Below are 7235 nucleotides of genomic sequence, written 5' to 3' on the forward strand. Positions count from 1 at the left end.
GTCCCGGAACTCCTCCCCGGCCGTGAACGGCGCGTCCGAGAGTTCCGCGTGGACGTTGGGGCTCCGGGTGCAGCCCCCGCTGTTGCGCCGTGCGTCGTACACGCGGACCGGACCGCGCCCGGTGTCCACGTCCGCGTCGACCCGGTAGACGAGGACGCCCGGCCGGCACACCGTCTCGTCGTTGCCCTCGTGGGTGCGCAGTTCGACCGCGTAGCCGGTGCGGCGGCCGAGGGGGACGAAGAGGAGCTTGGTGCCGAGGCCGGAGCGGGCGAGCGGGGTCAGCGTGTACTCCGACATCCCCGGCGCCGTCACGCAGTTGACCTGGGCCGTGTCCAGCCAGCCGAGCTTCCACTTGTGCCAGCCGAGGAGGTCGTTGTTGGCGCCCCAGTCCTCGCTCATGATGTCCCAGTGGCCGACCGCGCCCCCGCCGTTCTGGGTGTAGAGGTCGGGCAGGCCGAAGACGTGGCCGTTCTCGTGGGGCAGGACCCGGTAGCCGGTCTGCGGGTAGGAGCCGGAGCCGTCGTCCTGGCGGGAGTACACGAAGGAGGCGTTGGCGACGGGCACACCGTCGGCGACCGGGGCGTCGGCGTTGCCGGCGAAGGTCACCGACAGGACCGTGTCGAGGGCGGAGGGACCGGCGTTGGGGGTCACCAGGACGTTCAGGAAGTCGTACGACCGGAAGTCCACCCTGGGGTCGGCGGCGGCCACGATGTCCTGGACCAGCCGGCGGTACCCGGGGTCGAAGGGGGCGCCGCGCTCTATTCCGTAGGCCCGGAAGGACCTCGGCATGCGCAGCCAGTCGGTGATCGGCGCCTCGGGGCGGTAGTCGAGACGGCCGTAGGAGCTGGTGCGGAACCAGTCCTGGGTCTGCGGGAAGAACTCGCGGAACCGGTCGAGGGCGGGGCCGGAGCCGGGCGCGTCGGAGAAGTCGATCATCAGGGTGAGGGCGTGGACGGTGCCGGTGGAGCGGGAGTAGCCGCCGGGCGTGGGCAGGCCCTCGGACATCTGGACGGCCGGGCCGCCGCTGATCAGGCAGTCGCCGTGGGCGTCGGAGCGGGCCAGGGCGACGGGGCCGGCGGTCGTGGTCCCGGGGGAGAGGCGTTCGGTGGCGGCCGAGGTGCTGACGGCGAGGGTCAGCGCGGTCACGGAGGCGAGCGCGGCGACGCGGCGCGGGCGTATGCGACGTCTGGTCCACGGCATGCGAGCACCCTCCGGAGCGCGGCAGCCGCTGGTCGGAAGGCTGCACCTCTCCGATCACCCTGTGCCGGGGGAGGGGCGCACGCGCGCTGGGGGGACCGAACGTGGGTATCACAGGAGATGTGACTCAGGTCACAACATGATTTCTTCTCAACCCGAAATAACCGGGGAGCGTCTCCCCGTTTAGACCTGTGTCCGAGCGAAACGGGGACCTGCTCCCCGGATCGCAGAACCAGACCTGAGGAGTGCACCGTGACCGCCATGACGACCGCGCAGCGCAAGGTGACCCGGCCCCGCGCCGACGCCCTGCGCAACCGTGAGCGGATCGTCACCGCCGCCCGCGAGATGTTCACCGAGTTCGGCCCCGATGTGCCGCTCGACGAGATCGCCCGCCGGGCCGGCGTCGGCAACGCCACGGTGTACCGCAACTTCCCCGACCGTGACGCGCTCGTCCGTGAGGTCGTGTGCTCGGTGATGGACCGCACCACCGAGGCCGCCGAACTGGCGCTCGCCGAGACCGGGGACGCCTTCGAGGCTCTGGAGCGTTTCGTGCACACCGCTGCCGACGAGCGGATCAGCGCCCTGTGCCCGATGGTCCAGAGCACCTTCGACAAGAACCACCCGGACCTGGAGGCCGCGCGCGTGCGGTGCGAGGAGCTCGTCGTGGAGCTCATGAACCGCGCGAAGGCGGCCGGCCAGCTCCGTACCGACGTGGACTCCGGTGACCTGATGATCGTGGTGGCCCAGCTCAGCCGGCCTCCGGCGGGCACCGCCTGCTTCCAGATCGACCGGTTCGTCCACCGCCATCTTCAGCTGTTCCTGGACGGACTGCGGGCCCCGGCCCGCTCCATCCTCCCGGGTGCGGCCACGACCCTGGAGGACCTGCGCCAGGCCTGACCTGATCCCGCGCCGATGAGTTCAGAACACCCGACGAGTCCCTAGTACGTCCTCGGGCCGACGGTCCGCAGTACGTCCTCAGTGCGTCCTCAGTACGTCCTCGAAGATTTTTTCCGACACCGAAGTCCCGAAGTGGGTACCCCCATGTCTGAAACAGCCGCAAAGGCTCCCGGCGCACCGGCACCGACCGGTGACGCGAACCGCTGGAAAGCGCTCGTCTTCATCGCGCTCGCCCAGCTGATGGTCGTCCTCGACGCGACCATCGTGAACATCGCCCTGCCGTCGGCCCAGACCGACCTCGGCATCTCCGACGGCAACCGCCAGTGGGTCGTCACGGCCTACGCCCTCGCCTTCGGCGGGCTCCTGCTCTTCGGCGGCCGCATAGCCGACCTGTGGGGCCGCAAGAACGCCTTCGTCGTCGGCCTGATCGGCTTCGCCGCGGCCTCCGCGCTCGGTGGTGCCGCGACCTCCGGCGGCATGATGTTCGGCGCCCGCGCCCTCCAGGGCGTCTTCGGCGCGCTGCTCGCGCCCGCCGCGCTCTCCCTGCTCGCCGTGATGTTCACGGACGCCAAGGAGCGCGCCAAGGCGTTCGGCATCTACGGCGCCATCGCCGGTGGTGGCGGTGCCGTGGGCTTCATCCTCGGCGGTGTGCTGACCGAGTACATGGACTGGCGCTGGACCTTCTTCGTGAACATCCCGTTCGCGATCGTGGCCGCGCTCGGCGCGTACTTCGTCATCCGTGAGCCCGAGGGCGGCCGCAACCGCAACCCGCTCGACATCCCCGGCGTCCTGCTGTCCACCCTGGGCCTGGTCGCGCTGGTCTACGGCTTCACCCGCGCCGAGTCCGACGGCTGGGGCGACTCCGTGACCGTCTCGATGTTCGTCGCGTCGGCCGTCCTGCTGATCGCGTTCGTCGTCACCGAGGCGAAGGTCAAGGCCCCGCTGCTTCCGCTGCGCGTGCTCACCGACCGCAACCGCGGCGGTATCTACCTCTCGCTCGGTGTCGCGATCATCGCGATGTTCGGCACCTTCCTGTTCCTCACCTACTACCTGCAGATCGTGAAGGGCTACACACCGATCAAGACCGGCTTCGCCTTCATGCCGATGATCGTCGGCATGATGGTCGGCTCCACCCAGATCGGCACCCGTCTGATGACCCGCCTGCCGGCCCGCCTGCTGATGGGCCCCGGCTTCCTGGTCGCCGCGGTCGGCATGCTGCTGATGACCCAGCTGGAGATCGGCTCGTCGTACGCCTCGACGATCCTGCCCGCGATGCTGCTGCTCGGTCTCGGCATGGGTACGGCGTTCATGCCCGCCATGTCCCTGGCCACCCTGGGCGTCGAGCCGCGTGACGCCGGTGTCGCCTCCGCGATGGTCAACACCTCGCAGCAGGTGGGCGGCGCGATCGGTACGGCCCTGCTGAACACGATCGCTGCGTCGGCCACCACCTCCTACATCGCCGACCACATCGGCTCCGCGACCTCCAAGTCGCAGGCGCAGCTGGTGGCGCTGGAGGGCCAGGTGCACGGCTACACGAACGCGATCTGGTTCGCCGTCGGCATGCTGGTGCTGGCCGCGGTCATCGTCGTGACCCTCGTCAACGCCGGCCGCCCGGACACCACCACGGTGGCCTCCGGCGAGGGCGCCGAGGAGGAGCTGGCGGTCCCGGTCGTCGCCCACTGACGGCGACCGTGGAGCCGTACCCCTTCGGGCCTGTCGTACGTACGGGGACGGGGACGCTCCGCACGTACGACCACCTGGGATCTGCCCTGGCTCAGCGGAGCCAGGGCAGATCCGCGCCCGCCTCGTCGGGCTGGAGTCCCTCGGCGACGATCTGCATGATCTCGCCGAGGGACTTCTGCTGTTCCGGGGTGAGCCGGTCGAACAGGGCGTTGCGCACGGCCCGCACATGGCCCGGCGCGGCGCCCCGCAGCATCTCCAGGCCCGGGTCGGTGAGCACCGCGAACTGGCCGCGCTTGTCGTCCGGGCAGTCCTCCCGGCGCACCCAGCCGTTGCGCTCCAGGCGGGCGATGGCGTGCGAGAGCCGGGAGCGGGTGATCTTCGCCTTCATGGCCAGCTCGGTCATCCGCAGCCGCCGTTGCGGGGCCTCGGCGAGGCCGACGAGCAGTCCGTAGTAGATGTGCGGCATGCCGGCGTCCCGCTGGAGCTGGCGGTCGAGGTGATCCTCGAGAAGGGTCGTGGCGTGCACGTAGGAGCGCCAGACGCGCTGCTCTTCGTCGTCGAGCCACTGGGGCTCCTCGTCGGGGACGGATGCCGTGTTCATGTGTCCCACTCTACGAGCTCTCTCCTTGAAGCTTAAACAAATGAGGCGTACAGTCAGTGGAGGTAGAAGCTTTAAATTTGAAGCATCTGGCATCGGAAGTACCGGAGGAGTCCCCGTCATGTCCGCCGACACGCTGGAGCGCATGCCCGCCCTGTACCTGAGCCACGGGGCCCCGCCGCTCGCCGACGACCCGATCTGGCCCGGTGAGCTGGCCGCCTGGTCCGCGGACCTGCCCCGCCCCAAGGCGATCCTCATGGTCTCCGCCCACTGGGAGGAGGCCCCCCTCGCCCTGGGCGCGGTGCGGCCCGTCCCGCTCGTCTACGACTTCTGGGGCTTCCCCGAGCACTACTACAAGGTGACGTACGACGCCCCCGGCGCCCCCGAACTCGCCGATTCCGTCCGTAAGTTGCTGCGCGCCCCCGGCATCCCCGTGCAGGACATCCCGGACCGCGGACTGGACCACGGGGCCTATGTCCCCCTCGTCGAGATGTTCCCCGAGGCCGACATCCCCGTCCTGCAGATCTCCATGCCGACCCTGGACCCCGTCAAGCTGATGGACATCGGCCGCAAGCTGGCCCCCCTGCGCGACGAGGGCGTCCTGATCGTCGGCTCCGGGTTCTTCACCCACAACCTCGCCGCCCTGCGCCACACCGGATCCGGGGTGCCCACCTGGTCCTCCGAGTTCGACGACTGGGGCCGGCGGGCGCTCGAGGCGCGGGACGTGGACTCCCTGCTGGACTTCCTCCACAAGGCCCCGGCCGGGCGCTACGCCCATCCGCGCACCGAGCACTTCGCCCCCCTCTTCGTCACCATGGGCGCGGCGGACGTGAGCGGTGAGCTGGACTCGCAGAAGTCCGTCATCGACGGGTTCTGGATGGGGATGGCCAAGCGGTCGGTCCAGTTCGGCTGAGCCTGCCCGCGAAGGTCTACAGCTCCTTCTCGTACCAGGCCACGTCCCAGTAGCGGCCGAACTTCCGGCCCACCTCCCGGTAGGTGCCGACGTACCGGAACCCGAAGCGTTCATGCAGCCGCGTGGACGCTTCGTTGGGCTGGGCGATGCCCGCGTAGGCGCGGTGCAGGTCCTCGCCCGCCAGCGCCTCGAAGAGGGCCTTGTAGAGGAGCGTGCCGACGCCCCGGCCGCCCGCGTCCGGGGCGACGTAGACGGTGACCTCCACGGAGGTCGCGTACGCGGGCTTCACGCGAAAGGGGCTGGACGTGGCGTACCCGAGGATCCGCTGTGAGGTTCCTGTCGGATCGGTGTCGGTGGCAACCCTGAGGCGGTACGGGCCGTCTTCAGGGTGGGAGAGCAGCCAGGGGCGGCGCTCCTCCGGGGTGAAGACGGCGGTGTCGAATGTGATCGGCGTCTCACGGACGTAGTGGTTGTAGAGATCGGTGAGGGCTCCGAGGTCGCCTTCGGCTCCCGGCCTGACCTGCACCTCTGTGCCTTCCGACGGCATCACGCCTCCTCATGTGGCCGGGCAGGATACTGCAAGATCAGAAAAATAGCGGCACGGCTTGGGAATTCTGTCCGGTTTCCAGTCGTTGTTTCCATCAGATGCAGGGCACCCGAGGAGAGTCCGGAGAGCAACCGGAGCCGGGACCCAGCGTCCGAAGGACCACCGCCCGCTGACCCAACATCGCAAGGGAGCACGCATGGCAACCCGTGCCGTCGCCCGTCGTAAGTCCGCCACCGGCGGGTCTACCGACGCGGCACGCAGTGTTCGCGCCCATGGCGGCGAGATCGCCGACCGCGACCTGGTCGGCATGTACCTCGACGAGATCGCGCGTACGCCGCTGCTCGACGCCGCCAAGGAAGTCGAGCTGTCCCAGATCATCGAGGCGGGTGTGTTCGCCCGACAGGTCCTCGACGGGTACGAGGAAGCCAAGGCGGACGCCACCCGCGAGGAGCTGGAGGCCCTGGTGGAGGAGGGAGAGCGCGCCAAGGACGTGTTCATCCGCTCCAACCTCCGCCTGGTCGTGGCCGTCGCCCGCCGCTACCCCCGCAGCGGGCTGCCCCTGCTCGACCTGATCCAGGAGGGCAACGCCGGCCTGGTGCGCGCGGTCGAGAAGTTCGACTACCGCAAGGGCTTCAAGTTCTCGACGTACGCGACCTGGTGGATCCGTCAGGCCATCACCCGCTCCATCGCCGACCAGTCCCGCACCATCCGGCTGCCCGTCCACCTCGTGGAGGAGCTGGGCCGCATCCGCCGGGTGCAGCGCGAGTTCAACCGCGAGCACGGCCGCGACCCGGAGCCCGCGGAGATCGCCGCGGAGCTCGGCTCCAACGCCGAGCGCGTGACGGACGTCCTGGACTGGGCGCGTGACCCGGTCTCGCTGAACATGTCGGTGGACGACGACGGCGACACCCAGTTCGGCGACCTCCTGGAGGACACGTCGGCGGTCTCGCCGGAGCAGTCGGTGCTGACGCTGCTGCGCAGCGAGGAGCTGGACGACCTCATCGGCCGCCTCGACCAGCGCACCGCGTCCATCATCAAGATGCGGTACGGCATCGAGGACGGGCGCGAGCGCACCCTGACCGAGGTGGGCAAGGAGCACGGGCTGACGCGCGAGCGGATCCGGCAGATCGAGAAGCACGCGCTGCTGGAGCTGAAGAAGCTGGCGCGGTCCACCGGGTTCGACGCCGCGGCGTAGGCGGGGTGTGCCCGCGTACGCCGGGTGGCGGAAGACCGCGTGAACATGGCTGTACTAGGTCGCTTCAACCGGCTGGACCCGGGGCACAAGACTTCAGGGTCCAGATGTTCGAGCCCCGGGGGTCCTGCCTCCGGGCTCGTAGGCCCCACCTGAACCAAGTCCCGACGCAATCCCCCCCGGCGCCGGGACTTGGTTCAGGTGGGGC

At 69.7% G+C, this 7235-nt stretch carries 7 protein-coding genes; 4 read left to right on the forward strand and 3 right to left on the reverse strand.

The genetic code is table 11. The annotated features are described in order from the left end of the window. The coding region (locus EHS43_RS32530) for a M6 family metalloprotease domain-containing protein (protein WP_125194265.1) at positions 1–1200 on the reverse strand (1200 nt) is incomplete at its 3' end. Positions 1201–1458: 258 nt separating this feature from the next. Here EHS43_RS32530 and EHS43_RS32535 point away from each other — a divergent pair. Then, entirely contained in the window at positions 1459–2094 is a 636-nt protein-coding gene (locus tag EHS43_RS32535; RefSeq protein WP_125194271.1) for a TetR/AcrR family transcriptional regulator, read from the forward strand. Positions 2095–2238: 144 nt separating this feature from the next. Continuing rightward, a complete protein-coding gene (locus EHS43_RS32540; RefSeq protein WP_125194266.1) occupies positions 2239–3777 on the forward strand; it encodes an MFS transporter in 1539 nt (512 codons plus the stop codon). Positions 3778–3868: 91 nt separating this feature from the next. Here EHS43_RS32540 and EHS43_RS32545 read toward each other — a convergent pair whose 3' ends face one another. Continuing rightward, positions 3869–4378, reverse strand: coding sequence for a MarR family winged helix-turn-helix transcriptional regulator (locus tag EHS43_RS32545; RefSeq protein ID WP_125194267.1), 510 nt, complete (start codon positions 4376–4378; stop codon positions 3869–3871). 118 nt (positions 4379–4496) lie between these two features. Here EHS43_RS32545 and EHS43_RS32550 point away from each other — a divergent pair, with 118 nt between their 5' ends. Further along, the gene (locus tag EHS43_RS32550) at positions 4497–5288 is read left to right on the forward strand and encodes a dioxygenase (RefSeq protein ID WP_125194268.1); all 792 of its coding nucleotides are present in this window, start codon (positions 4497–4499) and stop codon (positions 5286–5288) included. 16 nt (positions 5289–5304) lie between these two features. Here EHS43_RS32550 and EHS43_RS32555 read toward each other — a convergent pair whose 3' ends face one another. Beyond that, positions 5305–5835: a GNAT family N-acetyltransferase gene (locus EHS43_RS32555; RefSeq protein WP_125194269.1), complete on the reverse strand. Its 531-nt coding sequence runs from the start codon at positions 5833–5835 to the stop codon at positions 5305–5307. A gap of 196 nt (positions 5836–6031) precedes the next feature. Here EHS43_RS32555 and EHS43_RS32560 point away from each other — a divergent pair, with 196 nt between their 5' ends. Next, entirely contained in the window at positions 6032–7030 is a 999-nt protein-coding gene (locus EHS43_RS32560; protein ID WP_125194270.1) for an RNA polymerase sigma factor RpoD/SigA, read from the forward strand. Positions 7031–7235: the final 205 nt, after the last annotated feature.

Origin of the sequence: Streptomyces sp. RP5T, from assembly GCF_003933965.1 — a bacterium.
In the GTDB taxonomy this organism is placed as follows: Bacteria; Actinomycetota; Actinomycetes; order Streptomycetales; family Streptomycetaceae; genus Streptomyces.